This window comes from Palleronia caenipelagi (assembly GCF_007004065.1).
GTDB lineage: Bacteria > Pseudomonadota > Alphaproteobacteria > Rhodobacterales > Rhodobacteraceae > Palleronia > Palleronia caenipelagi.
On sequence record NZ_VFSV01000010.1, the window covers coordinates 76,878 to 102,512 of the forward strand.

Annotated in this window: 29 protein-coding genes; 14 read left to right on the top strand and 15 right to left on the bottom strand. The window is 63.6% G+C overall.

From position 1 onward, the window contains the following. Nucleotides 1-86 precede the first annotated feature (86 nt). Genes FEV53_RS08080 through FEV53_RS08090 form a run of 3 tightly spaced genes read right to left on the bottom strand, consistent with a single transcriptional unit; the run spans nucleotide 87 to nucleotide 1,254 of the window. A complete protein-coding gene (locus tag FEV53_RS08080) occupies nucleotides 87-347 on the bottom strand; it encodes a hypothetical protein (RefSeq protein WP_142834298.1) in 261 nt (86 codons plus the stop codon). Continuing rightward, on the bottom strand, nucleotides 344-958 hold the full coding sequence (locus FEV53_RS08085; protein ID WP_142834299.1) for a DUF5671 domain-containing protein: 615 nt from the start codon (nucleotides 956-958) through the stop codon (nucleotides 344-346). The genes FEV53_RS08080 and FEV53_RS08085 overlap by 4 nt, the downstream gene beginning before the upstream one ends. Continuing rightward, nucleotides 955-1,254 (bottom strand): DUF1244 domain-containing protein, encoded by a 300-nt coding sequence (locus FEV53_RS08090; protein WP_142834300.1) that lies wholly within the window; start codon nucleotides 1,252-1,254, stop codon nucleotides 955-957. The genes FEV53_RS08085 and FEV53_RS08090 overlap by 4 nt, the downstream gene beginning before the upstream one ends. Before the next feature lie 153 nt (nucleotides 1,255-1,407). On the opposite strand from FEV53_RS08090, the gene pyk reads away from it, so the two are divergent. From pyk to rplT, 4 genes are all read left to right on the top strand, one after another. Further along, nucleotides 1,408-2,853, top strand: a complete 1,446-nt coding sequence (gene pyk / locus FEV53_RS08095) for a pyruvate kinase (protein ID WP_142834301.1) — start codon at nucleotides 1,408-1,410, stop codon at nucleotides 2,851-2,853. A gap of 57 nt (nucleotides 2,854-2,910) precedes the next feature. After that, complete coding sequence (locus tag FEV53_RS08100; RefSeq protein WP_142834302.1) at nucleotides 2,911-3,168, top strand: hypothetical protein; 258 nt, start codon at nucleotides 2,911-2,913, stop codon at nucleotides 3,166-3,168. Between the two features lie 114 nt (nucleotides 3,169-3,282). Then, nucleotides 3,283-3,483: a 50S ribosomal protein L35 gene (gene rpmI, locus FEV53_RS08105; protein ID WP_142834365.1), complete on the top strand. Its 201-nt coding sequence runs from the start codon at nucleotides 3,283-3,285 to the stop codon at nucleotides 3,481-3,483. A gap of 12 nt (nucleotides 3,484-3,495) precedes the next feature. After that, a complete protein-coding gene (rplT, locus tag FEV53_RS08110; RefSeq protein ID WP_142834303.1) occupies nucleotides 3,496-3,861 on the top strand; it encodes a 50S ribosomal protein L20 in 366 nt (121 codons plus the stop codon). A gap of 59 nt (nucleotides 3,862-3,920) precedes the next feature. Here rplT and panD read toward each other — a convergent pair whose 3' ends face one another. Together panD and lepA are read right to left on the bottom strand one after the other, a co-directional pair. After that, nucleotides 3,921-4,370, bottom strand: coding sequence for an aspartate 1-decarboxylase (gene panD / locus FEV53_RS08115; RefSeq protein ID WP_142834304.1), 450 nt, complete (start codon nucleotides 4,368-4,370; stop codon nucleotides 3,921-3,923). A 114-nt stretch (nucleotides 4,371-4,484) separates the two neighbouring features. Continuing rightward, complete coding sequence (gene lepA, locus FEV53_RS08120) at nucleotides 4,485-6,287, bottom strand: translation elongation factor 4 (protein WP_142834305.1); 1,803 nt, start codon at nucleotides 6,285-6,287, stop codon at nucleotides 4,485-4,487. A 541-nt stretch (nucleotides 6,288-6,828) separates the two neighbouring features. Here lepA and FEV53_RS08125 point away from each other — a divergent pair. Then, on the top strand, nucleotides 6,829-7,620 hold the full coding sequence (locus tag FEV53_RS08125; RefSeq protein ID WP_142834306.1) for a type 2 periplasmic-binding domain-containing protein: 792 nt from the start codon (nucleotides 6,829-6,831) through the stop codon (nucleotides 7,618-7,620). Between the two features lie 54 nt (nucleotides 7,621-7,674). Here FEV53_RS08125 and FEV53_RS08130 read toward each other — a convergent pair whose 3' ends face one another. After that, nucleotides 7,675-8,235 (bottom strand): DNA-3-methyladenine glycosylase I, encoded by a 561-nt coding sequence (locus FEV53_RS08130; RefSeq protein ID WP_142834307.1) that lies wholly within the window; start codon nucleotides 8,233-8,235, stop codon nucleotides 7,675-7,677. A 193-nt stretch (nucleotides 8,236-8,428) separates the two neighbouring features. On the opposite strand from FEV53_RS08130, the gene FEV53_RS08135 reads away from it, so the two are divergent. Together FEV53_RS08135 and phbB are read left to right on the top strand one after the other, a co-directional pair. Continuing rightward, nucleotides 8,429-9,604, top strand: a complete 1,176-nt coding sequence (locus tag FEV53_RS08135) for an acetyl-CoA C-acetyltransferase (RefSeq protein WP_142834308.1) — start codon at nucleotides 8,429-8,431, stop codon at nucleotides 9,602-9,604. 68 nt (nucleotides 9,605-9,672) lie between these two features. Then, nucleotides 9,673-10,395 (top strand): acetoacetyl-CoA reductase, encoded by a 723-nt coding sequence (phbB, locus tag FEV53_RS08140; RefSeq protein WP_142834309.1) that lies wholly within the window; start codon nucleotides 9,673-9,675, stop codon nucleotides 10,393-10,395. Nucleotides 10,396-10,491: 96 nt separating this feature from the next. Here phbB and FEV53_RS08145 read toward each other — a convergent pair whose 3' ends face one another. The 3 genes from FEV53_RS08145 to FEV53_RS08155 all read right to left on the bottom strand — a co-directional run bounded on the left by FEV53_RS08145 (nucleotide 10,492) and on the right by FEV53_RS08155 (nucleotide 11,714). Then, nucleotides 10,492-10,656, bottom strand: a complete 165-nt coding sequence (locus FEV53_RS08145) for a YdcH family protein (protein WP_142834310.1) — start codon at nucleotides 10,654-10,656, stop codon at nucleotides 10,492-10,494. Between the two features lie 106 nt (nucleotides 10,657-10,762). Then, nucleotides 10,763-11,518, bottom strand: a complete 756-nt coding sequence (locus FEV53_RS08150; protein ID WP_142834311.1) for a tRNA1(Val) (adenine(37)-N6)-methyltransferase — start codon at nucleotides 11,516-11,518, stop codon at nucleotides 10,763-10,765. Continuing rightward, nucleotides 11,499-11,714: a putative signal transducing protein gene (locus FEV53_RS08155; RefSeq protein WP_142834312.1), complete on the bottom strand. Its 216-nt coding sequence runs from the start codon at nucleotides 11,712-11,714 to the stop codon at nucleotides 11,499-11,501. Before FEV53_RS08155 ends, FEV53_RS08150 begins: the two co-directional genes overlap by 20 nt. Before the next feature lie 44 nt (nucleotides 11,715-11,758). On the opposite strand from FEV53_RS08155, the gene FEV53_RS08160 reads away from it, so the two are divergent. Further along, a complete protein-coding gene (locus FEV53_RS08160) occupies nucleotides 11,759-12,739 on the top strand; it encodes a polyprenyl synthetase family protein (RefSeq protein WP_142834313.1) in 981 nt (326 codons plus the stop codon). A gap of 1 nt (nucleotide 12,740) precedes the next feature. Here FEV53_RS08160 and FEV53_RS08165 read toward each other — a convergent pair whose 3' ends face one another. From FEV53_RS08165 to FEV53_RS08175, 3 genes are all read right to left on the bottom strand, one after another. Then, the gene (locus FEV53_RS08165) at nucleotides 12,741-13,574 is read right to left on the bottom strand and encodes a 4-(cytidine 5'-diphospho)-2-C-methyl-D-erythritol kinase (protein WP_142834314.1); all 834 of its coding nucleotides are present in this window, start codon (nucleotides 13,572-13,574) and stop codon (nucleotides 12,741-12,743) included. Further along, nucleotides 13,564-15,252, bottom strand: a complete 1,689-nt coding sequence (locus tag FEV53_RS08170; RefSeq protein WP_142834315.1) for a tetratricopeptide repeat protein — start codon at nucleotides 15,250-15,252, stop codon at nucleotides 13,564-13,566. Before FEV53_RS08170 ends, FEV53_RS08165 begins: the two co-directional genes overlap by 11 nt. A gap of 91 nt (nucleotides 15,253-15,343) precedes the next feature. Continuing rightward, nucleotides 15,344-16,996, bottom strand: a complete 1,653-nt coding sequence (locus FEV53_RS08175; RefSeq protein ID WP_142834316.1) for an electron transfer flavoprotein-ubiquinone oxidoreductase — start codon at nucleotides 16,994-16,996, stop codon at nucleotides 15,344-15,346. Nucleotides 16,997-17,252: 256 nt separating this feature from the next. Between FEV53_RS08175 and greA the strand changes: the two genes are divergently transcribed. Both greA and FEV53_RS08185 read left to right on the top strand, forming a co-directional pair. After that, nucleotides 17,253-17,723, top strand: a complete 471-nt coding sequence (greA, locus tag FEV53_RS08180; protein WP_142834317.1) for a transcription elongation factor GreA — start codon at nucleotides 17,253-17,255, stop codon at nucleotides 17,721-17,723. Nucleotides 17,724-17,735: 12 nt separating this feature from the next. Then, nucleotides 17,736-18,689: a hypothetical protein gene (locus FEV53_RS08185; RefSeq protein WP_142834318.1), complete on the top strand. Its 954-nt coding sequence runs from the start codon at nucleotides 17,736-17,738 to the stop codon at nucleotides 18,687-18,689. Between the two features lie 15 nt (nucleotides 18,690-18,704). Here FEV53_RS08185 and purD read toward each other — a convergent pair whose 3' ends face one another. Next, nucleotides 18,705-19,970: a phosphoribosylamine--glycine ligase gene (purD, locus tag FEV53_RS08190; protein WP_142834319.1), complete on the bottom strand. Its 1,266-nt coding sequence runs from the start codon at nucleotides 19,968-19,970 to the stop codon at nucleotides 18,705-18,707. Nucleotides 19,971-20,069: 99 nt separating this feature from the next. Here purD and xseA point away from each other — a divergent pair, with 99 nt between their 5' ends. Further along, complete coding sequence (gene xseA / locus FEV53_RS08195; protein WP_142834320.1) at nucleotides 20,070-21,626, top strand: exodeoxyribonuclease VII large subunit; 1,557 nt, start codon at nucleotides 20,070-20,072, stop codon at nucleotides 21,624-21,626. 7 nt (nucleotides 21,627-21,633) lie between these two features. Here xseA and FEV53_RS08200 read toward each other — a convergent pair whose 3' ends face one another. Beyond that, a complete protein-coding gene (locus tag FEV53_RS08200) occupies nucleotides 21,634-22,038 on the bottom strand; it encodes a hypothetical protein (RefSeq protein ID WP_142834321.1) in 405 nt (134 codons plus the stop codon). Between the two features lies 1 nt (nucleotide 22,039). Next, entirely contained in the window at nucleotides 22,040-23,077 is a 1,038-nt protein-coding gene (locus FEV53_RS08205; protein ID WP_142834322.1) for an alkane 1-monooxygenase, read from the bottom strand. Between the two features lie 107 nt (nucleotides 23,078-23,184). Here FEV53_RS08205 and ftsY point away from each other — a divergent pair, with 107 nt between their 5' ends. From ftsY to FEV53_RS08220, 3 genes are read left to right on the top strand one after another with little or no spacing between them, the layout of a single operon-like run. Then, nucleotides 23,185-24,285: a signal recognition particle-docking protein FtsY gene (gene ftsY, locus FEV53_RS08210; protein ID WP_142834323.1), complete on the top strand. Its 1,101-nt coding sequence runs from the start codon at nucleotides 23,185-23,187 to the stop codon at nucleotides 24,283-24,285. Next, entirely contained in the window at nucleotides 24,282-24,695 is a 414-nt protein-coding gene (locus FEV53_RS08215; RefSeq protein ID WP_142834324.1) for a GNAT family N-acetyltransferase, read from the top strand. The genes ftsY and FEV53_RS08215 overlap by 4 nt, the downstream gene beginning before the upstream one ends. Nucleotides 24,696-24,729: 34 nt before the next feature. Then, entirely contained in the window at nucleotides 24,730-25,635 is a 906-nt protein-coding gene (locus tag FEV53_RS08220) for an EamA family transporter (protein WP_142834325.1), read from the top strand.

A 25,635-nucleotide genomic window follows, 5' to 3' on the forward strand; every position in this document is an offset into this window, starting at 1 on the left:
AGTTGTATTCAACCTTAATGGGGGATCAGCCGCGCGGCTAGGGCGACCGGGACGGGAATTCGTCACACCCTGCGGAGATTTGCCGATCAGTCGGCAAAATCGGGGTTGTTCATGATCGCGCGGCCCTTCTGGCGGATCTCGGAATTGCTGGTGCGCCGCCGCCCGCCGCTCTCCACCAGCATCACTAGCGCGGCCGCCTGTGCTGTGGTGAGCGTGTTGAAATTCACCGGGATATCATAACGCTTTGAGATGCGCTCGACTTTCAGGACCATCTGACGGTTCGGCCCGGCATAAACCGGGGCGGCGATGCTAAGTGCGGTGACGAGCAGGACAGCGTATTTGATCATATCTTCTTTCCTTCGACGGCCCCCGCATCCGCACGCAGGTCGGCCAGATAGTGGTATCCGACGCCCGCTGCGATCAGCGCGATCACGGCGGCCTTCAGCGCGATTTCCAGAACCAGCCCCCCGGACAAAGCCAGCGCGATGACGCTGACCAGCGTCAGCAGGAGGGCCAGGGCCGCAAAGAACAGCGCTGCATAGGAGAAGATCTTGCGCACCGGATTGTTCCGGTCGGAGCGCCACTCGATGCGCAGGAAGAGCGGAGTAAACACCATGATCGCGGCGATGCTCCAGCTTTCGCGTCGAAACGAAGACCTTGTTTCCTCACGCAAAAGAGCTTCGATCCCTTCGAACAAAACCGAGACGAGGTTGCTGATCACGATGCAGAGAGCGAGGAAGGCGAGCCCGTAAATCAGCGCATCCCGCCCCGAGACAAAGGGCCGGGGGCGCGGGATCGGCGGCAGAAAAGGGGTGTCTGCAAAGGCGCTCAGCGCACCGTCCGCATCCTCATCCTGCCAGCCCGCGTCGAGGAGCGCGGTCCGGATCTCAACACGGCTGTGGCCCGCGATGAGCGCATCGCGGACGAATTGCACCAGCTCGGCGCGGGTTCCGCTCATGTCACGTGCTTGTGGCTGATCTCGTAGGCCGCTTGCTGTTCCGGGCTTGCCTCGGTCTGATACTGGTCCCGCCACTGCTCGTAGGGCATCCCATAAAAAATCTCGCGGGCCTCGTCCTTGGACATGTCGATGCCCTTGTCGTTGGCGGCTTCCTGATACCAGCGGCTCAGGCAGTTGCGGCAGAAGCTCGCCAGATTCATCAGGTCGATATTCTGCACATCTGTCCGCTGTTGCAGGTGGTCGCGCAGGCGGCGAAAGGCGGCGGCTTCGAGTTCGGTGCGGGTCGCGTCGTCCATGGGAGGCTCCTTTGCCAGTCAGATGTCAGAGACATGTGTCACCTGCGGCTTGGGTGCAAGATTTGACACATATTGCGCGGTAGTCGCGCGCCGGATGTTGCCAGTCGTCCCGGCTTGGCGCATAAGCCGTGCGACCGCTAACAGGAGACCTCCATGCGACGTCTGCGCAAGATCAAGATCGTGGCCACGCTCGGCCCCGCCTCCTCCGATTATGAGACCATCCGCAAGCTGTTTGAGGCCGGGGCCGACGTGTTCCGTCTGAACATGAGCCATGGCAGCCATGACGAGATTATAGAGCGTCATGCCATCATTCGACAGGTCGAAACCGATCTGGGCCGACCCATTGGTATTCTCGCGGACCTGCAGGGCCCAAAACTCCGCGTTGGCGTGTTTGCCAATGGCGAGGAAGAGCTGACCGAAGGGCAGGAATTCCGCCTCGATCTGGACGACGCAGAGGGTGACGCCACCCGCGTGCAACTGCCGCACAAAGAGATCTTCGACGCTTTGGAGCCGGGTGCCACGCTTCTGGTCAATGATGGTAAGATCCGCCTTCGGGTGAAGGAACACGGTACAGATTTTGCTATTTGCGAGGTGGTCGTCGGTGGTACGATCTCCAATCGCAAGGGCGTGAATGTCCCGGATGTGGAGCTGCCGCTGGCCGCGCTCAGTGAGAAGGACCGCAAGGATCTGGAGTTTGTCTCCGAGCTGGGGGTCGACTGGCTGGCACTGAGCTTCGTGCAGCGCCCGTCCGACGTCGAAGAAGCCCGCAAGCTCTGCAATGGTCGCGCGGCGGTGCTGTCGAAGATCGAAAAGCCCTCCGCGGTGAAGAATTTCGACGCCATCCTCGAAGCCTCTGACGGCATCATGGTCGCGCGTGGCGATCTCGGCGTGGAGCTGCCGGTGCAGAACGTGCCGCCGATCCAGAAGAGCCTCGTGCGCAAATGCCGCGCTGCTGCCAAGCCTGTGATCGTCGCGACCCAGATGCTCGAATCGATGATCGAGAGTCCGGTGCCGACCCGCGCCGAAGTCTCTGACGTGGCTAACGCCATCTATGAGGGCGCCGACGCGGTGATGCTGTCTGCCGAATCGGCAGCAGGCGATTATCCGGTCGAAGCGGTCACCACGATGAACAACGTGGCTGTCGAGGTGGAGAGCGATCCCACCTATCGCGTCATCATCAATGCCAGCCGTGGCGCGGAGAAGACCACCGTGGCCGACGGCATCGTGACCGCCGCCCGTGAGATCGCCGAGACGGCGGATATCGAGGCGATCTGCTGCTACACCCAGTCGGGCAAGACCGCTCTGCTGGTGTCGCGCGAGCGCCCAGCGGTGCCGATCATCGTACTGGCTTCGCTGGAGAAAACCGCGCGGCGCATGTGCCTGAGCTGGGGGACCCATTGTGTGCTGACCGGCAATCCGAGCCGGTTTAAGGACGCTGTGATCCATGCCGTTCGTGCGGCGCGGGGCGAAGGCTTTGCCGACGCAAAGGATCAGATCGTGGTGACCGCTGGCGTGCCCTTCGGGCAGACCGGCACCACAAACATCCTGCGGGTTGCCCCGTGTGAAGAGCGTCTGATCTCGGCCACTGATCCGGGTTGATCAGAGACGGGTGGGCCTCTATCCCGTGGTCTGTTGATTAGGTGAGGACCCGCTGTGATGCCGCTTATGCTTGCTCTGCTCCAGATCCCGTTGTCTCGCGATTACGGGATCGTGTTTGCGGCAATCATTCTGGCCATCGGCCTCATGTATCTGATCGGCGGTCTGGCGGCCGTCCGACTGTCCGCGTTCGGCCTGATCATGACCGTGCTCGGGATCGCTCTGGGCTACTGGACCCTGATGTCCTACCCGGCGAACTACACAATGGACGATCTGGTCTATGCCTTCGTTGTGGTGTTCGCGGATATCATCAAATGACGGGAATGGCGGTTGCGCCTGATCCCCGGCCGGTGTAAGGCCCGGCTTCGTCTGCGCGCTCCGGCCATGTGGCATGCCGAGGGTGCGCTGAACCATCCGAAGAAGGAGACGGAAATGCCCAAGATGAAGACCAAGTCGAGCGCCAAAAAGCGCTTCAAGGTCACCGCGACCGGTAAGGTCGTCGGCGGACAGGCCGGCAAGCGTCACGGCATGATCAAGCGGACCAACAAGTTCATCCGCGATGCCCGTGGAACCACCGTGCTGAGCGAGCCCGATCAGAAGCTCGCCAAGCGTTACATGCCCTACGCCGGCTAAGGAGACCGAACCATGTCGCGAGTTAAAGGCGGAACCACCACCCACGCCCGTCACAAGAAGGTCATCAAGGCTGCGAAAGGCTATTATGGCCGCCGCAAGAACACCTTCAAGACCGCTACGCAGGCCGTTGATAAGGCCAACCAGTACGCCACCCGTGACCGCAAGAACCGCAAGCGCAACTTCCGCGCGCTGTGGATCCAGCGGATCAACGCTGGTGTCCGGGCACATGACGAGAGCCTGACCTATTCCCGCTTCATTAACGGCCTGTCGAAGGCCGGCATCGAAGTGGACCGCAAGGTTCTGGCGGATCTGGCCATCCACGAGCCCGAGGCGTTCGCCGCGGTCGTCGATCAGGCCAAGAAAGCGCTGGCCGCCTGATCTGGCCGCCAGACTGTAATTTGAAAGGGTCGCCTGCAAGGTGGCCCTTTTTTGTGCTCTCAGGCCTCGCGGACTTTCAGCGGGACAGGCTGCTTTTCCCCATCCTGCAGGATCGCGAAATCAAGCCCACCATCCTCGCGCCGGGTCACATCGTAGCTCAGTCGGTCCGCAACGTCATTGTCTCGGGTGAAGGTCAGCACCTTGGGCGCAATCGTTTCAACGGCGCTGGCAGCGAGGTAATCCGATGCGCAGATAATGACCTGATCGCCCACCTGACAGGTCCGCGCCGCCGCGCCGTTCAAAATACAGCAACGTGACCCCCGCTCGCCGTAGATCACATAGGTTGAGATCCGCGCGCCCGAAGCCTTGTTCCAGATCTCGACGAATTCCAGCGGGAGAATCCCCGCCTCTTCGCAGTGATCGGGGTCGAGGGTGATCGAGCCGTGATAGTCCAGATCAGCCTCGGTGACATGGAGGCCATGCAGCTTTGCAGTGACGAATTTCTTCATGATCAGGGGTCCTGAGAGGGTCATGGGCGATGCGCCCTACTTATACGGCGCGGTGCAAAAGAAAACGCCCCGAAGCAAGGCGACGGGGCGTCATGTCGGTGCGGTCAGAGTAGATCAGCTATCCATCTTCAGCGCGTTGATAAACGCCTCCTGAGGGATCTCCACCTTGCCGAACTGGCGCATCTTCTTCTTACCGGCCTTCTGCTTGTCCAGCAGTTTGCGCTTTCGCGAGGCGTCGCCGCCGTAGCATTTCGCGGTCACGTCCTTGCGCATGGCTGAAAGCGTCTCGCGCGCGATGACCCGCCCGCCAATGGCTGCCTGAATCGGGATCTTGAACATGTGGCGCGGGATCAGCTCCTTGAGCTTCTCGCACATGGCGCGGCCCCGGCCCTCGGCCCGGTCTCGGTGAACCAGCATCGACAGCGCGTCCACTGGCTCGTCATTCACCAGGATCTGCATCTTCACGAGGTGATCCTCGCGGTAGCCGATCATCTGGTAATCGAAGCTCGCATAGCCCTTCGTCACCGATTTCAGCCGGTCGTAAAAGTCGAATACGACCTCGTTCAGCGGCAGGTCATAGACCACCATCGCGCGGCTTCCCGCATAGGTCAGGTCCATCTGGATCCCGCGCCGCTCCTGACACAGCTTCAGCACATCACCCAGATAGTCGTCCGGCACGAGGATCGTCGCTTTGATCCGAGGCTCCTCGATATGGTCGATATGGGTCGGGTCGGGCATGTCGGCGGGGTTGTGCAGATCCACCCGCGTGCCGTCGCGCATATAGACATGATAAATCACCGACGGGGCCGTGGTGATCAGGTCGATATCGTATTCGCGCTCCAGCCGGTCGCGGATCACCTCCAGATGCAACAGCCCGAGGAAGCCGCACCGGAACCCGAATCCCAGCGCCGCCGAGGTCTCCATCTCGGAGGTAAAGGACGCGTCATTCAGCGCCAGCTTTTCGATGGCGTCGCGCATGTCTTCAAAGTCGTTCGTATCCACCGGGAACAGTCCACAGAACACCACCGGGATCGAGGGCTTGAAGCCCGGCAGCGCCTCGGTCGCGCCGTTCTTCTCCAGCGTAATCGTGTCACCGACGCGGGTGTCGCGCACCTGCTTGATCGACGCGGTGAGAAATCCGATCTCGCCCGGTCCCAGCTCGTCCACGTCCTGCATGGCGGGGCGATAGATCCCGACGCGGTCCACCGGATAGGTGCCGCCGGTGCCCATCATACGTATACGCTGGCCCTTTTTCAGGACGCCGTCGATGATCCGCACGATCACCACCACGCCCAGATAGCTGTCGTATTTACTGTCGACCAGCAGCGCCTTCAGCGGTTTATCCCGATCCCCGACCGTGGGCGCGGGCAGGCGCTGGACGATGGCTTCCAGCACTTCGGGAATGCCCAGCCCGGTCTTGGCTGAGATCTCCACCGCGTCATGGGCCTCGATGCCGATGACATCCTCGATCTGTTCGCGCACCCGGTCGGGCTCGGCGGCGGGCAGGTCGACCTTGTTCAGGACCGGCACGATCTCGTGATCGGCCTCCATGGCGGTGTAGACATTGGCCAGCGTCTGCGCCTCGACGCCCTGGCTGGCATCGACCACCAGCAAGGACCCCTCAACGGCCTTCATCGACCGCGACACCTCATATGCAAAGTCCACGTGACCCGGCGTGTCGATCAGGTTCAGGACATAGGTGATCCCGTCCTTGGCCGGATATTCGATGCGCACCGTGTTGGCCTTGATGGTGATCCCGCGCTCGCGTTCGATATCCATCGCATCGAGGAGCTGTTCCTTCATGTCCCGCTCAGCCACCGTCCCGGTGAGCTGGATCAGCCGGTCAGCGAGCGTGGATTTCCCGTGGTCGATATGGGCCACGATGGAGAAATTGCGGATGTGAGCAAGGTCGGTCATAGCCCGCATATGCGGCGCTTTGGGGCGTTTGTCGAGAGGTCAGTAGACAGGGCGACAGAAGGTCTTAGGGTGGAGGGAAGGGCAGGGGCGAGCGGTGGGATGGATCTGGACGAGTATGAGGAGTGGCTGAAGGGGCAGGAGCGTGATGTTATAGTCGCGATGGCGGCTCGGGATGCGCTGCGGGTGGCGCCTGTTTTGATTCGTGATGCACCCGAGGCGCCATGGCCTACAACCTATGGCCAGCTTGTGCTGCACTCCTACAGGTGCATTCTCGTGTCGGGAGTTTCTACCGCACACTCAACCGCCGATATAATTGAGGCTGCTGGCGCCGCCCTCGCCGCCGTGAGTAGTTACGCAACCGGCGGTTTCCCTTTGTCAGTGGCTCGGTTAGCCTCCGCTGCCGCGCATTCCTCGGACAAAGCGGTTGATCACGCCCGGGTCGGTGCTGCTGATGCAATATTTACCTTCAATAACGCTCACATCGTAATTGAGGCGGCCCATGACGCAGACATCAGCCTGCTGAAAAAAAGATGTTACAGATTTGTTCGGCATACCCACATGGCCAGACGCGAAGGCGCCAGAGCACGCCGCGTCGGATGCCATCTCTGATCTTGCGCAGTCCGACCCGATCTGGTCCTTCTGGGCCCGCTGGTATGACGGCTTCCTGCGCGGTGAGCCGCTCGACTGGGAGCTGCAAAAGCAAATCGCCCTCATCCCCGACAATGACTGGGCCAAAGGCCCGGCCCACATCGCAAGGCTGATCGAAAAAATCGAAGCAAAGGCTCGGCCAGTCGCTGTTCCCGACCTGCCGGCGGAGATGATCCGAACTCATGTCCAGAACCTTCTGGCGTCGCCGGAATTTTCAGCGCGGACCTCTGAACTGGCCGCCGATACGGTCAAGGCGCAACTTGATCTCCTGCGCAATGAAACCGGCTGGAACCAACTGCCGGAGGAGCTTCGCCATCTCGAAGCGGTTACCCACCATTTCCGCAATCTGGCGACCCATCTGCGCGCGCAGGAAGATGAGGCGGCAAAGATTGAGGCGCTGACCAAAGAGATCAAAGCGCTGAATGCCCGGATTGCGCTGCTGGAACGGGACCTCGCAGCCAAACCGCGTGGCTTTTTCAGCGCAAATACGTCTCAGAAGGTGATCGAAGCCGCAGCCATCTGCGCAATCATTCAGCCATTTTCACCTTTGATCGCTCAGGGGTTCCATTTCCTCAGTGGCGCATTTCCGACCGACGCTTTGATGCAAGCGTTCGATGGCTGGATCGATCCGGGACGACCGGCAGAGCCTTTTGCCCCTGACCTGCCAGAGGTGACTGACGTTTGAGGGATATGGACCCGCCCAAACCCTTCACCCGTCCATAAAATCCAAATCCCGTCCTCACACCTCGCTCTGCCGAAAGCATGTTTCGAGGTGGTCGTTCACCAAGCCACAGGCCTGCATCCATGCGTAGACGATGGTCGGGCCGCAGAATTTGAAGCCTCGCTTCTTAAGATCCTTTGACAGCGCCACAGAGATCTCCGTTTGCGCCGGGACGCCGGCCATCGTGGCGGGGCGGTTCACCAGAGGTGTGCCATCGACGTAGGACCAGCAGAACTCCGCGAAATCCTGTCTCTCTGACAGGTCCAGAAACGCCCGCGAATTGCCGATGGTGGCTTCGATCTTGCCCCTGTGGCGGATGATGCCGGGGTTTTGCACCAGCCGCGCCACCTCCGTCTCGCCCCAGCTTGCGATCACTTCGGGGTCAAAGCCCTCGAACGCCTCGCGGAAACTCTCGCGCTTGCGCAGGATGGTGATCCAGGACAGCCCGGCCTGAAACCCGTCAAGGATCAGCTTTTCCCACAGCGCCCTCGGGTCATACTCCGGCACGCCCCATTCGGTGTCGTGATAGGTGACATAGAGCGGGTCCTCGCCGCACCACGGGCATCGCGTCTGGGTCATGGTCTCTGCTCCTCGGCAATACTTGCTATGTTCTCTAGGTCAGACCTATGCGCCATATGCATATCCGCCAGCGGTCTTCGTCATGCACGCTACTGCGCACAACCGTTGGCTTACAGTGGTAATTTGGTTAAGGTGCGCGCGGAACGAGGGGGGACGGATCGGCTGTCGCCCCGCACGATCGAGGAAATACTGCATGACAAATGTCGTGATCGCTTCGGCAGCCCGGACGGCTGTCGGTTCTTTCGGAGGCACTCTGGCGGACACCCCGGCCCATGATCTGGGCGCAAAGGTGCTCGAAGAAATCTGCGCCCGCGCCGGTGTGGATAAGGCCGATGTGAGCGAGACGATCCTCGGTCAGGTTCTGACCGCCGGTCAGGGCCAGAACCCGGCCCGCCAAGCCCATGTAAATGCTGGCCTTCCCATCGAGAGCGCCGCCTGGAGCATCAACCAGGTCTGTGGCTCCGGCCTGCGCGCCGTGGCGCTGGGCGCTCAGCACATCCGTCTGGGCGATGCGAAGATCGTCGCCGCAGGTGGTCAGGAAAACATGTCCATGAGCCCCCACGTGGCGAACCTGCGCAAGGGCCACAAGATGGGTGACATGAAATTCATCGACTCGATGATTCGTGACGGTCTGTGGGACGCCTTTAACGGGTATCACATGGGGCAGACTGCCGAGAACGTGGCCGAGCAGTGGCAGATCAGCCGCGAGCAGCAGGACGAGTTCGCCGCCGCCTCCCAGAACAAGGCCGAAGCCGCTCAGAAGGCGGGCAAGTTCGCCGATGAGATCGTGCCCTTCACGATCAAGACCCGCAAAGGTGACATCGTTTTCGATCAGGATGAGTACATCCGTCACGGCGCCTCTGTCGAAGGCATGGCCAAGCTGCGCCCCGCCTTCACCAAGGACGGCTCGGTGACCGCTGGCAACGCCTCAGGTCTCAATGACGGCGCTGCCGCCGTACTGCTGATGTCCGCCGAGGATGCCGAAGCCCGCGGGATCACCCCGCTGGCCCGCATCGCCTCCTATGCCACGGTGGGTCTCGACCCGTCGATCATGGGCACCGGCCCCATCGGGGCCTCTCGCAAGGCACTGGAGATCGCGGGCTGGAAGCCCGAGGATCTGGACCTCGTTGAAGCCAATGAAGCCTTCGCCGCGCAGGCCTGCGCCGTGAACAAGGACATGGGCTGGGATCCGGCCGTGGTGAACGTCAACGGTGGTGCCATCGCCATCGGTCACCCGATCGGTGCCTCGGGCTGCCGGATCCTGAACACGCTGCTGTTCGAGATGAAGCGCCGCGACGCCAAGAAGGGTCTCGCCACGCTTTGCATCGGCGGTGGCATGGGTGTCGCCATGTGTCTTGAGCGTCCCTGATCTGACCTTGCCGCCTCGCCATGAGGGCGGGGCGGCCCCACTGACTTTCTGACATTCTGGAGAAAAACATGGCTCGAGTAGCACTTGTGACCGGCGGCAGCCGCGGCATCGGCGAAGCGATTTCCAAGGCCCTGAAGGCCGCTGGTTATGAGGTCGCCGCGACCTATGCCGGCAATGACGAGAAGGCCGCGGCCTTCACCGCCGAGACCGGCATCAAGACCTACAAGTGGAACGTTGCCGATTACGAGGCCTCCAAAGAGGGTCTGGCCAAGGTCGAGGCCGATCTCGGCCCCATCGATATCGTTGTCGCCAATGCGGGCATCACCCGTGACGCGCCGTTCCACCGCATGACCCCGGAGCAGTGGTCCGAGGTGATCGACACCAACCTGACCGGCGTATTCAACACCGTACATCCGCTCTGGAACGGCATGCGTGAGCGTGGCTTTGGCCGCGTCGTGGTGATCTCCTCGGTGAACGGCCAGAAAGGCCAGTTCGGCCAGGTGAACTACGCCGCCACCAAGGCGGGCGATCTGGGCATCGTCAAGTCGCTGGCGCAGGAAGGCGCGGCCAAGGGCATCACCGCCAACGCCATCTGCCCCGGCTACATCGCCACCGAGATGGTCATGGCCGTCCCGGAAAAGGTGCGTGAGAAGATCATCGCCGGCATCCCCGCAGGCCGTCTGGGCGAGCCCGAAGAGATTGCGCGCTGCGTGACCTTCCTCGTGTCCGACGATGCGGGCTTTATCAACGGCTCGACCATTTCCGCCAACGGCGCGCAGTTCTTCTCGTAAGGACGCGCTACTGAGACAGGAAAGGCCGGTGCGATCTGCACCGGCCTTTTTATCTGGGTAACCGATCCGGCGCGAAATATCGCCGGGGATGTCGTGTTAGTGAGTGAGACGCTCGATCTCTTCCTTGATACGCAGCTTCTCGCGCTTCATCTGCTGAATCTCGAAATCGCTGGTGGCCGGGCTCCGCTGAGCCTCTTCCACCCTGCTCGAGAGGGCCTGGTGCTTTTTCCGCAGTTCTTCGACATGCGCGCTCACAGACATGTGTCACCTCCTATGTTTCGATACCTTCGAAGGTAGGCACAAATTTCCCGGCTGTCATCTCTTGTATCTCTATTCTTTCGTACAAGACGTAATATCTGCCCGAAAATTAATCGAGTGCCGCCCCATTGCGCAGCACCGCTTCGATATTCGGGGCGAAGTCGGGTGCATTGGCGCTGTGGGATTTGCCCCGATGCAGCAGGATCGGAGCGGCGATCCGGGCTGGGCTACGTCCTGATTTCACTCCCTCGACCAAAACCAGCGTGGCATCGCGTCCAGCCCGGGGGGCGATAGGCCGAATCACCAGTGAGCCGAGCGTGTCTGCCATCGCGCCGACGAGGTCGGGCAGGCGGTCGGCTTTCTGGATCACCGTCATTGTTCCTCGTGGCTCCAGCCGCCGCGCTCCTGCTGCCACCCAATCAGCAAGCGGCAGCGCCTCACCCAGCGCCGTTTCGCGCCGGGTTTCGGGCGACGCGGTGCCACGGCCACGGTCGTAATACGGGGGGTTGGCAATGATCCGGTCGAACCGTTGCTGGCGGAGGGTGGCCGGCATGGTACCGATATCGCCGGTGACAATCTCCGCCTCCAGCCCATTGCGCTCGGCATTGCGGCGCGCCAGTTCGGCCATATCGGGTTGTAGCTCCAGCCCGGTGAGGCTCAGACCCGACACCCGCCGCCCCAGACACAGGAGCGCGGTACCGACCCCGCAGCCCATATCAAGTACGCTCTGCCCAACCTCTGCCCGGATGCTCGCGGCCAGCAGCACTGCGTCGAGGCCTGCGCGGTAGCCGCGTCGCGGCTGCCAGAGGGTCAGGAGGCCACCTAGAAAGGCGTCCTCGGTCAGCTCAGTGTCCGGTATCGACATCGTTGTCCCGCAGGATCGCGGCGGCCCGAAAGTGGTCCCGCTGCGCCACCATCAGGCGGCGCGGCAAAATGCCGATGGAGCCTTCGAGCACGCTTGTATGGACGTCGAGTTCGAACACCTCTATCCCCTCGCCCGACAGGAGTGCCTTGGCAAAGGCGATGGCCGTGGGATCGGTGGTGCGCATGAGTTCTTTCATGGCACCGACCTAGCCGGTCAGGGCGACAGGGGAAAGAGGCAGGAATGACCGCGACGACCAAACCGCATGAGATGCTGGCGGAGATGCTGAGCGCAAAGCTGGAGGCGGTGGATGCCTTGATCCGCGAGCGGATGGCCTCGGAGAACGCGCCGCGCATCCCCGAAGTGACCGCCCACCTCGTCGGTGCGGGTGGCAAGCGCATCCGGCCGATGCTGACTCTCGCGAGTGCGCGGCTCATGGGGTACGAGGGCCCTCATGACGAAAAGCTGGCCGCGACGGTGGAGTTTATCCACACCGCGACCCTGCTCCACGATGATGTGGTGGACGAGTCAAAACAGCGCCGCGGACGACCCACGGCGAACCTCTTGTGGGACAATAAATCCAGCGTGCTGGTCGGCGATTACCTCTTTGCGAGGTCGTTCCAGCTGATGGTGGAGACCGACTCGCTGCGCGTGTTGTCGATCCTGTCCAATGCGGCGGCGACGATTGCCGAAGGTGAGGTGCTCCAACTTTCGGCCATGTCGGATCTGGCGACCAGTGAGGACACCTATGTCAAGATCGTGCGCGGCAAGACGGCGGCGCTGTTCTCTGCGGCCACAGAGGTCGGCGGGGTCATCGCAGGCGCTACGGAGGCCGAGGTGCAGGCGCTGTGGACGTATGGGGACGCGCTTGGGATCGCGTTCCAGATGGCCGACGACGTGATCGACTGGATGGAAGGCACGGGCAAAGGTTATGGCGACGACTTCCGCGAGTGCAAGCTGACCCTGCCGATGATCCGGGCGATTGCGGGTTCGCCGGAGGAATGGGGCTTTTGGGCGCGCACCATCGGCAAGGGCCAGCAGCAAGAGGGTGATCTGGAGCATGTGGCCGCGTTACTCGCTCAAACCGGGGCGCTGGACAGCACCCGACAAACAGCGCTGGACTGGGCTGGCAAGGCGCGGGCCGCCTTGCGGGACCTGCCCGAAGACCCCATCCGCGAGGTCCTGCACGATCTGGCCGACTATGTGGTGGCGAGGCTGAAGTAGGTCAGAGCACCGGCGCGGCGGCGGTCCACCAGTCCGGGTGCGCCGCGCTGATCTTGTTTGCAGCGGCTTCGGCTGCAGCGTCTGAGGCATAGAGGCCGAAGCAGGTCGCGCCGGAGCCCGACATCCGCGCGAGAAAGCAGCCTTCCGTCGCAGTCAATGCGTCGAGGGCTTCGGAAATGACCGGAGCGATCTGTGTCGCCGGAGCTTGCAGATCGTTGCGCTGGGTTCCGAGCCACGCCGCGAACTCTGCGGCATCGCGACCTTCTGGGATGGTGCCCAGAGGTCGGTTGTCCCGTCTCTCAAGCGCACGGAACACAGCGGGGGTCGGCACAGCTTCTCCGGAGTTCAAAAGACAGAGCCAAAGCGGGGGCAAGGCAGGGAGGGGCGAGAGCGTTTCCCCAATCCCCGACATGCGACAGGGCTGGCCGTGGAGGCACACGGGTACATCCGCACCAAGGGATAGCACGGCCTCAGGCGTGGGCAGGGGTCGCCCGTCCATGTGATGCAGCGCCCGTAGCGTGGCCGCCGCATCCGCGGACCCGCCGCCGATGCCAGAGGCGACCGGCAGGCGTTTGTCGAGCGTCAACGCAGCGGGCGGACCGTCTGTCAGGCGTGCGGCGCGCAGAACCAGATTGTCGGGCGCGGCTGCGAGGTCCCCGCCAAACGGGCCGATGATCTCCAGCGACCACTCACCCGCCGGTCGTGCATCTATCCGGTCACCCACCCCTGCAAAGACCACCAGCGAATCGAGCAGGTGATAGCCATCATCCCGACGGCCCGTGACGTGGAGGGCGAGATTGACCTTGGCCGGCGCGAACCCCGCGTCAGCCGCCATTCGCGGCCTCGGGCGCATCGGCGGCTTCTTCTTCAAGCACAGCGTCGAGACCGATCTCAAGCTTGCGGCGGATCCGGTCCGGATCCACGTCGCCGTTCTGGTCGTTCTCAATGAAGCTCAGCGCACGGTGCCACTGGAATTCGGCCTCCAGCTTACGGCCCACAGACCAGAGGACGTCGCCCAGATGGTCATTGACCACCGGGTCCACCGGCATCAGCGCGGCGGCCCGCTCCATCGGTTCGACGGCCTCTTCATATCGGCCCAGCCGGTAGAGGCCCCATGCAAGGCTGTCCACGATATAGCCGGCATCGGGGGAGGCTTTCACGGCCTGCTCGATCAGGTCGAGCGCCTCGTCCAGCCGCTCACGCCGCTCGATCAGGGAGTAGCCGAGATAATTCAGCACCTGCGGCTGGCCCGGGTTCAGCTCCAGAGCCTTTTGGAAGTCGACCTCGGTACCTTCCCAGTTGCCCTGACGCTCGCGGGCAATCCCACGGGCGAAATAGACCACCCACTGGCCGCGTTCGTCGCGGTCGAACAAGGCGATGGCCTTGTCATAAGACGCTTCGGCCTCAGTGAATTTGCCATCCTCGCGCAACATATCGCCCAGAGTGATGTGGACCAGCGGCGATTTTGGCGTGGTCTTGGCCAGCGCCCGCAGCGCCTCTGTCGCAGCTTCGCGCTGGCCGCTCTCACTCAGGGCATCCGCCCGGCCGATCTGGGCGGTGGTGTGCGCGGGGTCGTCGGTGCCGACGCTGTCATAGGCCGCGATCGCCAGATCGAACTGCTCCATCTCCTCAAACAGCACGGCAGACATGAGTTTCGCATCGGTCAGGTCGGGGCGCAGATGCTCAGCCAGCCGGGAATAGAGGACAGCGTAGCTGGGCGCGGTCTGGGTTATGACGGCGTTGGCCACGTCCAGCGAGACCTCGGCCACACCGGCGCGGGCATCGGGGATAATGGTGAAGGGCAGGGGGCCGTCTGCCAGCGCGGCTTCGGCGGCGCCCAGCGTGTCGTCGAGATTGTTGCCGGTCTCGGCGCGCAGCATCTCGCGGGCCTCGTCACTGCGGTCCAGCTGCGACAGGATCTGGGCACGGGCCAGGAGACCACGCCGTGTCAGCGTCATCTCGGGCGTATCCGCGAACACGCCTTCCGCTTCCTCGAACCGGCCCAGAGCGGCGAGGGCCAGCGCTTTGTAATAGATGCCAAAAGCCGCGGAGGCGTCCTGTTCTTCCGAAAGAGCGTCAAAGGCGGCAATCGCGGCGTCCCCGTCCCCGGTCCCGACGAGCGCCCAGCCCCGTACCAGTGTGTCAAAGAGCGGCCCGACGCTTAGCCCGTCCTCCATCGCGGCCAGCAACTCTTCCCATGTACCCAAGGTTACATGGTCCGAGAGCCGCGCCAGATTGGCGACCTGTGACGTGGCGCCGAGGCTGTCCACCTTGCGCCCGACTTCAACAGCCCGGTCCATCTGACCCAGAGTGATATAGGCGCCGGTCAGGGCCTCAAGCACCTGCAGGTTGGTCGGGTCGGCGGCCATGGCCCGGGCGAGGTAATCGGCTGAAGATGCAAAAGAATCATCAATCTGCGCCTGCCTTCCGGCCAGATAGGGTCCAGCAACCTGAGCCTCTGCAGCCTGCATCCCGAGGGTGAGGGCGAGGGTGGCGGCGAGGGTCCGAAACATGAGCGCGTCCTTTGAAATAGCGTTGCCCGGAAGCTAGCGCTCCCGGGCAGTCACGGCAATCGGTGGGGGCACGGTTTGTGCCCCCGGCTGATCACATATTCGGGTAATTCGGTCCATCGCCGCCCTGCGGTGTGGTCCAGGTGATGTTCTGGCTGGGGTCCTTGATGTCGCAGGTCTTGCAATGAACGCAGTTCTGGAAGTTCACCACGAAGCGGTCGGCCCCCGTCGTTTCATCCTTGACGAACTCGTAGACGCCCGCCGGGCAATAGCGCTGGGACGGGCCGTCGTATTTGGCGAGGTTCACGGAAACGGGGATGTCCGGGTCGGTGAGCCGCAGATGCGCGGGCTGGCTTTCCTCGTGGTTCGTCGCGGCAAAGGACACGTTGGTCAGCCGGTCAAAGCTGATCTTGCCGTCGGGCTTCGGGTACTCGATGACCTTATGCTTATCCGCCGGCTCCGTGGCCTCGGCATCGGACTTGCCGTGCTTCAGCGTGCCAAAGAGCGAGAAACCTGCCGTGTTGGTCCACATATCCAGCCCGCCCAGCGCCAGCGACGCGGTGAGGCCCCACTTGGACCACATGGGTTTGACGTTGCGGACGGGCTTCAGATCCTTACCGATTGCGCCCTCGCGAACCTCGGTTTCGTAGGCGGTCAGCTCGTCGCCCGCACGGCCAGCCTCGATCGCCTCATGGGCAGCTTCGGCGGCGGCTTTGCCCGAAAGCATGGCGTTGTGGTTGCCCTTGATCCGCGGCACGTTCAGCATACCCGCGGAGCAGCCCAGCAGCGCTCCGCCCGGGAAGGTGAGCTTGGGCATGGACTGCCAGCCGCCCTCGCTGATCGCCCGCGCGCCATAGGCCACGCGCTTGCCGCCCTCCAGAAGCTCCTTGACCATCGGGTGGTGCTTGAATTGCTGGAACGCCAGATATGGGTTCACATGGGGATTCTTGTAGCCCAAATGCACCACGAAGCCAACGTAAACCTGATTGTTTTCAAGGTGGTAGATAAAGCCACCGCCGCCCGCGCTTGAACCCAGCGGCCAGCCCATGGTGTGGGTGACAGAGCCTTGCTTGTGTTTGGCCGGATCGATCTCCCAAAGCTCTTTCATCCCGAGGCCGTATTTTTGCACATCGCTGTCAGCGTCGAGGCTGAATTTCGCGATGACTTCTTTCGACAGAGAGCCCCGCACGCCCTCGCTCAGGAACACATATTTGCCGTGCAGCTCCATGCCCGGCTCGTAGCTGGGGCCGGGGGTGCCGTCGGGGTTCTTGCCGAACTCGCCCGCGACCACGCCCTTAATCCGGCCATCCTCGCCATAGACCAGCTCGGACGCGGCCATGCCGGGGAAGATCTCGACGCCCAGCTCTTCGGCATATTCGGCCATCCAGCGGCAGACATTGCCCATGGAGACGATATAGGTGCCGTGGTTGCTCATCAGCGGCGGCATCGCCCAGGTAGGGATCGACATTTTGCCGCTCTCGCCGAGGAAGTAGAACTTATCGCTCTTGACCGGAGTGTTGAGAGGCGCGGCCTTGTCCTTCCAATCCGGAACCAGCGCGTCCAGTCCCCGCGTGTCGAGCACCGCGCCCGACAGGATGTGCGCACCGACTTCGGAGCCTTTCTCCAGCACCACGACCTCGCGTTCCGGGTTCAGCTGCTTCAGCCGGATCGCAGCCGACAGCCCCGAAGGCCCTGCACCGACGATGACAACATCGTATTCCATCGCTTCGCGGGTAAATTCGGTCATGAAACTGTTCCTCGGTTCTGGTCGTGTTGGCGCATTGTGACAGGCTTAGCCACTCGGCGTGGCGAGGGTCAATCTGGACACTGCGTTAATCAGCCTGACAACGCGGGCTGCGGGGCATCCGTTCCGCTCCCGCATTTCCGCCGGAACGTCACGAGATCGCTTTACCCGCGTCACGCCCTAAGTATATCCTTGCGGCGAATGACCACACTGCCCGGCGCGTCTTCGAGGCGCGCCGGGCCTATTTTGCAGGGAAGCCATGGAAAAGATACCGCTGACCCAGGCCGGCCAGATCGCTCTGAACGACGAACTGAAGCGGCTGAAATCCAAGGACCGGCCCGAGATCATTCAGGCCATCGCCGAGGCGCGCGAGCACGGCGACCTGAGCGAAAACGCTGAATACCACTCGGCCAAGGAAAAGCAGTCCTTCATCGAGGGCCGGATCAAGGAAATCGAGGGCATCCTTTCCCGCGCTGACGTGATCGACACGTCGAAGCTTTCCGGTGCGATCAAGTTCGGCGCTGTTGTGCGGATCGTGGACGAGGACACGGATGAGGAAAAGGAGTACCAGATCGTCGGCGAGCCCGAGGCGGATCTGGAGAATGGCAAGCTGAACCTGAAATCACCCCTCGCCCGGGCGCTGATCGGCAAGGACGAGGGCGACTCGATCGAGGTGCGCACTCCCGGTGGCGGCAAGTCCTACGAGATCCTCTCCGTTTCCTATTCCTGAGGGGGATGTGGCGTGAAGGGCGTTCGGCAGCTCGATCAGCGCACCCGCCTGCTGGCGGCGGCATGGGGCGGAACGGTGCTGTGGCTCCTTTTGTCCCTGTGGGCGATCTTCGGAGGGGCGGCGAGCAGCGTTGTTGTGCTGGTCGCTGTGATTCTGCCCGTCGCGCTGATCTGGCTTGTCTGGTCAGGTCTCCAACGGATCGGGCAGCTCGAAGCCCGGCTGGCCGCCACCGGGGCCGCAGCGCCGCCGGATCTGACCGGAGTGCACGCCCGGATCGATGATCTGACCGAGAGTCAGAGCGCGCTCGCGGCGGCTTTAGCGCGGATGGGCGACGAGATTGCGCAGTATGAACGGCAGTCAGAGCCCCCCGTGTCTGCACCTATAGCGGCGCGCGAACCGGAACCCGCCTCCCCGCCTGCACGGCCAGACCCGACCCCGACGCCCGTTCCTGCCCAACCGGCGGCTCCCGCTCCCGAGGATCCACCGGAGAGCCGCTCTCTGCCGCCCGAGACACTGATCACGGCGCTGCAATTTCCGCTGGATGCCAGTGACCGCGCGGGCTTTGCCGCGTTGCGTCGCGCGATGGGGGATGTGCAGGCCCGGCGCATGGTGACTTCGGCGCAGGACATGCTGACGCTGCTCAGCGCCGAGGGGCTCTATATGGATGATTTCGATCCGCCCGCCGTGGGCGCCGCGCTCTGGCGGCGCTTCGTTCAGGGCGAGCGGGGCGGGGAGCTCCTCTTGCTGGGCGAGATCGCCACCGGGGAGCAGGTCGAGAAGGTCGCCACGCGGATCAATCTCGACATGATCTTCCGCGACACGGCCCAGCATTTTGTGCGCAATTTCGATACGGAACTGGTGCGGCTCGAAGCGGATCTGGACGACCGCCTGCTGGCCGATCTGGGCGATACGCGGACGGGGCGGGCTTTCCGGCTCGTCGGGCAAGCGATGGCGCTCTTTGACTGAGCGCCACCGGATGGTTTAGCCCAGCGCCCGCCAGCCGATATCGCGGCGGTAGAATCCGTCCGCCCAATCGATTTGCTCAGCCATCGCGTAGCAGCGGTCCCGGGCCTCTTGCAGGTCTTCGCCGCGCGCTGTCACCGCCAGCACCCGCCCGCCAGCGGCCACGATATCGTCGCCTTGCGTCTTCGTTCCGGCATGGAATACGGCCTGCGACGAGGTTGCCGCGAGCGCGTCGAGACCCTGGATCACGGTGCCTTTCTCGTAGCTGCCCGGATACCCTTTGGCGGCCAGAACCACAGTCATGGCGTGGTCATTGGCCCAGTTCACCCGCATCTCGCTCAGCCGTCCTTCGGCGCAGGCCTGCATCAGATCGAGCGCCTGCGCGCCCAGCCGCAGCATCAGGCACTGGCATTCGGGGTCGCCGAATCGGGCGTTGAACTCCACGAGGCTCGGCGCGCCGTCCTCGATCATCAGACCCACGTAGAGTACACCGGAATAGGGCGTTCCGCGCCGGGTGAGCTCGGCCACACAGGGCCGCACGATCTCGTCCATGGCACGCTGACAGACCGCGTCTGTCATGATCGGGGCGGGAGAGTAAGCGCCCATACCGCCGGTATTGGGACCCGCGTCGCCGTCATAGGCGCGCTTATGGTCCTGAGCGGTGCCGATAGGCAGCACGTCTTCGCCGGAGACCAGCACAAAGAAGGACGCCTCTTCGCCGCGCAGCATTTCTTCGATGACGACCTCAGCACTGGCGTCACCGAACTGCCCGCCGAAGATATCGTCGATTGCAGCTTCGGCGGTGGCGCGATCGTCGGCCACGACCACGCCCTTGCCCGCTGCGAGACCGTCGGCCTTGACCACGATGGGCGCGCCTTCGCGGCGGACATAGTCGCGGGCCGCGGCTGCGTCAGTGAAACGAGCGTAGCGGGCGGTGGGGGCGTTTACTGCGTCACAAAGCTGCTTGGTGAACGCTTTGGAGGCCTCGACCATGGCCGCCGCCTTGTCAGGGCCAAAGACCAGCACCCCGCCCGCGCGGAGCACATCTGCCACCCCGGCGGCCAGCGGAGCCTCGGGGCCAATGATCACGAAGTCGATGGCATTTTCGCCAGCAAATTCCAACACTGCCGCGCCATCCTCGATATCGAGGGTCGCGGTCTCGGCAATCCGGGCGATCCCGGCATTGCCCGGCGCGACGATCAGCCGGTCGCATTTGGGATTTTGCAGCACGGCCCAGGCCAGAGCGTGTTCCCGTCCGCCGCCACCAAGGATGAGGATGTTCATGGGGTCTGCCTCCGTAAGTTGCCTCAGGGAATAGGCCGGTGCGCTCCGGATGTGAAGCGCCCCCTTCCGCCCGGCGGGTGCCGGGATTAGGGTGGCGGCATGGATATCTTCGACGACGAACCCGGCGCGCCCGGAGACAACGCCCATGAATACACCGTGTCGGAGATATCCGGCGCGGTGAAGCGCACGCTCGAAGGCAGTTTCGGCCGGGTGAAGGTGCGCGGCGAGGTGGGCCGGGTCTTTGTGGCGCGGTCTGGGCATCTTTATTTCGACATCAAGGACGACCGCAGCGTACTCGCCTCCGTCGCGTGGAAGGGGCAGGTGGCGCGCCTGACCCAGCCGCCCGAAGAGGGAATGGAGGTCGTGGCTTTTGGCAAGTTGACGACCTTTGGATCGCAGTCGAAATATCAGCTCAACGTCGACGATGTGCAGCCCGCCGGGGTCGGCGCGCTCATGGCGATGTTGGAGAAGCGCAAGAAGCAGTTGGAGGCCGAGGGGCTGTTCGCGCCGGAGCGTAAACGCCCGCTGCCCTATCTGCCCGAGGTGATCGGCGTGGTGACGTCACCCTCGGGCGCCGTGATCCGCGATATTCTGCACCGGCTCCGGGACCGCTTCCCGCGCAAGGTGCTGGTCTGGCCCGTTGCGGTGCAGGGCCGCGATTGCGCGCCGCAGGTCGCAGCGGCGATCCGGGGCTTTAACGCGCTGGCACCCGGTGGTTCAATACCCCGGCCAGACCTGCTGATCGTTGCGCGCGGGGGCGGATCCATCGAGGATCTGTGGGGGTTCAACGAAGAAATCGTGGCTCGCGCGGCGGCTGAGAGCGAAATCCCCCTGATTTCTGCTGTCGGGCACGAAACGGATACGACGCTGATCGACTACGTCTCCGACCGCCGCGCGCCGACCCCCACGGCGGCGGCCGAACTGGCGGTGCCGGTCCGGCTGGAACTGATGGCGACGCTGGATGCGCAGAGCGCGCGGCTGTCGGGGGCGCTGGGGCGGTCAGTGGCGCAGCGGCGACAGCGATTGCAGGATCTGAGCCGCGTCTTGCCCAGCCCCGCGTCCCTGACCCAAAGCGCGCGGCAGCGCCTGGATGTGGTCGAAGCGCGATTCGATCAGGCTTTGCAAAGCGGGCTGATGGTGCGGCGGTCGCATCTGGCGCAGCTCTCCGCCGCCTTGCGTCCGGGGCTCTTGCGGGACCGACTGGCCCGGCGGCAAGACGCGGCTGCCGCGCTGAGCGATCGGCTGGCCCCGGCGCTGCGGCGCGGATTGCGTGACCGGCAGAAATCGTTCGATGCTGTCGCGCGGCGGCTCACCCCGCGGACCGTTACACGGAACGCTCAGCGCGGTGCGCAGGATCTGGCGCGGCTGTCGGAGCGGCTTGACCGGGTCATGGCCACGCGGCTGGAGCGCACACGGCAACGTCTCACTGCGCTGGAACGCCTGCACGGAACGCTGGGATATAAGGAAACGCTGGCCCGGGGCTATGCGGTGATCCGCAGCGGCGAGGCGGTTGTGACCTCGCGCGATCAGGCGGCGGGTTTTCCGACGCTGGAGGTCGAGTTCCACGATGGCACGCTGACCGTGGCCACTGGGGGCAAACCCGCGCGTAAGGCCAAGCCGAAGCCGTCAGAGCCGGATCAGGGTTCCCTGCTGTAGGGGCGGGTCAGACCCCTACATCCGGACCGTAGCACAGCAGCTCCTCATCGGTGGAGCGGGTCTCGTAGAGAATGTCTGCGCCGAGGCGGTCGGCGAACTCGGCACGGAGGCCGTTCGAGCCTTCGTAAAACCGCCAGCATTGGGGGTCGGGATTGCCTTCGTATTCAAAGCAGATCCGGTCTGCGGACTCGTACCACACACCTTGCTGACATTTGCCGTCGAGAAACGACCAGCGGACCCGCTGACCGGGGAGATATTCCTCCATACCGTAGGGCGCTCCGTCGGCGGAGAAGGTCAGGGTCTTGCCGCGGGTATAGGCATCAAACGCGTCGCCCGAGAGCGGTGTTTCCGCTGCTGCGATGTTCGCCAGCAGGAAGGTCAGACCCGTGAGAACCGTGCGGAATAAAGTCATCTCAGGCCACCGCACCGGGCTGGTTCAGCTTGCGCACCCTGTGGTCCATCTTGCGCTTCCAGAGGGTCGGGGACATGGCAAGCGCGGCCATGATCGGCAGGGAATGGGGGAGTCGCGGTGCGTCCTGAGGCAGATCCAGCGCAGGGTAGGGACGCGCGGGGGTCGCGTGGTGGGCGGCATGGCGCGGGGCGTTCAGCATCATCGCACCCGAATACCAGTGCGGCGCATCCCAGCTATGGGCGGGGGAGACGGGCTCGTATTTGCCCGGCGCGCGCTCAGACCGTGTCAGGCCGTAATGCTGGACATAGTCGGACAGCATGAATTGCGCCTGCGTCGCCAGTGCCAGCCCGACGTACCAGATGAGGCCGAGAACTCCTACAAAGATCAGCGCGAGGGCCATGCAGAACAGCGCGCCCCCCACATAGACCCGGTAAGGATCGTGTCGTTTCCAGTCATCGCCGTAGCGCTTTTGCAGCAGCGTACGCTCTGCGGCATGACCGGCGCGAAAGCTACCGATCCAGTGGCGCCGGACAAAGCGGTAATAGCTCTCGCCATAACGCGCCGTTGCCGGGTCGTTGGGAGTTGCGACCCATGTGTGGTGGACCTTGGTATGAGCAGAGGCGTGGTGGCCGTAGAGGGTCGAGATGAGCAGCGTCACCCCCAGCCGCCGCAGGGGACGGGCGGCACGGTGGATCAGCTCGTGGGCGTTGGAATTGCCCACCTGCCCGATCCACATGGCCGCCGCATAGAACGTGGCCGCGCTGGCCAGCCCGCTGAGATGCCCATTCGACAGGGCCATGACTGCAAAGGGGATCAGGATGAGCTGGGCCAGCCCGATCACCACCGAGAGCGCATCGCCCGCCGGGAACTCCGCGTCGGGGTCGGCGGTGGGCAAGACCCAATGGACAAGCCCGTCCAGCGTCATCACCAGCGCAGTCACCGACAGCATCGCGGCTAAGGCCCACCAGCCTCCATAGGACAGCCCGCCGAAAATCGGGATCAGCGGGAACAGCGAAGCAAAAGCAAAAACCGGGCTCATGGGGACCTTGTACTCCGGGGTGGACCAGCGCTCAATGTAGCGATGCGTGATGGCTTTTACAGCGCGACGTTTCGGCCTAGATATCGAGGGCAGGAAGTGGAGACAGAATGTCCTTTTTCAACAAGCTGAAAACCCGGCTCTTCAATTCGTCCTCAAAACTGGATGAGGGTCTCGACGCGATTATGGAGGATGGAGGAGAGGTCTCCGCCCCCGAAGCCGCTCCTGCCGCTGTGCCCGAGCCCGCCGCGACCGCACCCCAAGCCCCCGCGGCTCCGGCGCCTGTCGCCTCGGAGCCGCAAGCGGCACCCGAAGAAACACAGCGCTCGGGCGTTTTGGGGCGGCTCTTTACCAAGGGCGGCGAGGCAGAAGAACTGCGCCGCCCTCTGGACGACGACATGTTGCAGGACCTCGAAGACCTGCTGATCTCCGCCGATATGGGCGTCGAGACGGCGGCGCGGGTGACCGCGAACCTCGCCGAGGGGCGGTTCGGCAAGCGGGTGTCGAGCCGTGAGATCAAGCAGCTCCTCGCCGCCGAAATTTCGCGGATCATGGACCCCGTCGCCCGGCCCCTGCCGCTTTATGCGAAAAAGCCGCAGGTTGTGCTTGTGGTGGGCGTGAATGGCGCGGGCAAGACGACGACCATCGGCAAGCTCGCCAGCCAGTTCAACGCGGCGGGCAAGAAGGTGGTGATCGCCGCCTGCGACACCTTCCGCGCGGCGGCGGTGGAGCAGTTGCAGGTCTGGGGCGACCGTGCCGGTGTGCCGGTGCTGACTGCGCCGCAAGGGAGCGATCCGGCGAGCCTCGCTTTTGATGCTCAAAAGCGGGCCGAGGAGGAGGGCGCGGATCTGTTGATGATCGACACGGCGGGGCGGCTCCAGAACCGGGCCGACCTCATGGAAGAGCTGGCCAAGATCGTCCGGGTGATCCGCAAGCGCGACGAAACCGCGCCGCACAACACGATCCTCGTGCTTGATGCGACCACAGGCCAGAACGCGGTCAATCAGGTGGAGATCTTCCAGAAGCTCGCGGATGTGTCTGGCCTTGTCATGACAAAGCTCGATGGGACGGCCCGGGGCGGGGTGCTGGTGGCTTTGGCCGATCAGTTCGGCCTGCCGATCCACGCCATCGGGGTGGGCGAGCAGATTGATGATCTGGCGCCGTTTGATCCCGAGGAATTCGCCGCCGCGCTGACGGGGCTTGAGCCGTGAAGGGCGATGCATCCGCCCTGAAGTGGAGCGAGGGCGATGTGCCGATCGTCGGCGAGTATCTGGAGCTACGGAATATTGCCGGGATGGGCAAGCGGTCCCCTCAGGCCGCCGCCAAAGGGTTGGAGCATACGCTCCATGTCGTCACGGTTCGCGATGGTGCGCGCCTCGTGGGGATGGGGCGCGTGGTCGGGGATGGCGGCACGGCGGTGACGATCACCGATATCGCCGTCGATCCGGGCTGGCGTCGGTTGGGGATTGCGACCGGGATCCTGAACCGCATCACCGATTGGTGCCGGGCTGAGCTGCCGCGCACCTGTTTTGTGTCGCTGATCGCGGATCCGGGCGCCTTTGCGCTCTATCACAAAGCCGGGTTCGAAATGCGGACCGGGATGGCGATGAAACTGGAATGACACGCGCGCGGGCCGGTCTCCGGCGGTCCTGTTCATGAGCGGTTTCATCATCTCCCTCGAAGGGACCGTCGCAGGCCAGCATCTGGCGCTTGCCTTGGCGCTCACCGCCGCGCTGCTGCATGCCGTCTTCGGTGCCCTGCAAAAGGGGCGGCATGACCCGTGGGTCAGCCGCTTTGCCATGGATCTGAGCTACGGCTTGATGGCGCTGCCCTTTGCGCTCTGGGTGGTGCCCTGGCCTGAGCCCTTCATGTGGCCAATCTTTGCAGGCATGTTCGCGGTTCATGTGAGCTATAAGCTGTTTCAGGCCCTGACCTACACCAAGGGCGCCTATATCGTGGTTTATCCGGTGGTGCGCGGCACCGGATCGCTCTTTGCCGTGCTGGGTGCGTGGCTGGTGTTCCACGAGCAGTTCACCGGGACCCAATGGCTGGGGGTCGCAGTGTTACTGGCGGGGATCTTTGGGTTCGCGCTCTACAATCTGCGTTTCCACGACTTCCAGCGGGAGACGCTGGTCCACGCGCTCTTGCTGGCGGTGGCGACAGGTCTCTTTGTCGCGCTCTACACGACCTATGACGCCTACGGCATCCGGGCGACGGCGGACCCGTTCACCTTCCTCGCGTGGTTCTTTGCCATTGACGGGCTGGGCTTTGCGGCGCTGATGGCGATTTTTGCCCGGGACCGGCTCCGGTCCGTGACTGACTGGCCGGTTCTGGCCGGGCGCGGTTTGATCGGCGGGCTGGTGGCCTTCGGGTCCTTCGGCTCGATCATGCTGGCCACCCGCCTCGACAAGGTCGGTGAGGCCGCGATCCTGCGCGAGACCTCCACCGTCTTTGCCGCGCTGATCGGCTGGATCATGCTGGGCGAGAGGGTGGGGCCGCGAAGGCTGGCGCTCATGGCGCTGATTGCGTTAGGAGCGGTCATCGTGGAACTGGGCGGGTAG